General features: G+C 52.0%; 1 rRNA gene. It reads left to right on the forward strand.

Annotated features, from left to right (window positions below):
- Positions 1-615, forward strand: a 23S ribosomal RNA gene (locus tag R7F64_RS24025); the annotation flags it as partial.

A 615-nucleotide genomic window follows, 5' to 3' on the forward strand; every position in this document is an offset into this window, starting at 1 on the left:
GCCTCTTGGGGTTGTAGGACATTCTATACGGAGTTACAAAGGAACGAGGTAGACGAAGCGACCTGGAAAGGTCCGTCGTAGAGGGTAACAACCCCGTAGTCGAAACTTCGTTCTCTCTTGAATGTATCCTGAGTACGGCGGAACACGTGAAATTCCGTCGGAATCTGGGAGGACCATCTCCCAAGGCTAAATACTCCCTAGTGATCGATAGTGAACCAGTACCGTGAGGGAAAGGTGAAAAGCACCCCGGAAGGGGAGTGAAAGAGATCCTGAAACCGTGTGCCTACAAATAGTCAGAGCCCGTTAACGGGTGATGGCGTGCCTTTTGTAGAATGAACCGGCGAGTTACGATCCCGTGCGAGGTTAAGCTGAAGAGGCGGAGCCGCAGCGAAAGCGAGTCTGAATAGGGCGTTTAGTACGTGGTCGTAGACCCGAAACCAGGTGATCTACCCATGTCCAGGGTGAAGTTCAGGTAACACTGAATGGAGGCCCGAACCCACGCACGTTGAAAAGTGCGGGGATGAGGTGTGGGTAGCGGAGAAATTCCAATCGAACCTGGAGATAGCTGGTTCTCCCCGAAATAGCTTTAGGGCTAGCCTTAAGTGTAAGAGTCTT

This window comes from Vibrio sp. Vb1980, from assembly GCF_033338615.1.
GTDB classification, from domain to species: Bacteria; Pseudomonadota; Gammaproteobacteria; order Enterobacterales; family Vibrionaceae; genus Vibrio; species Vibrio alginolyticus.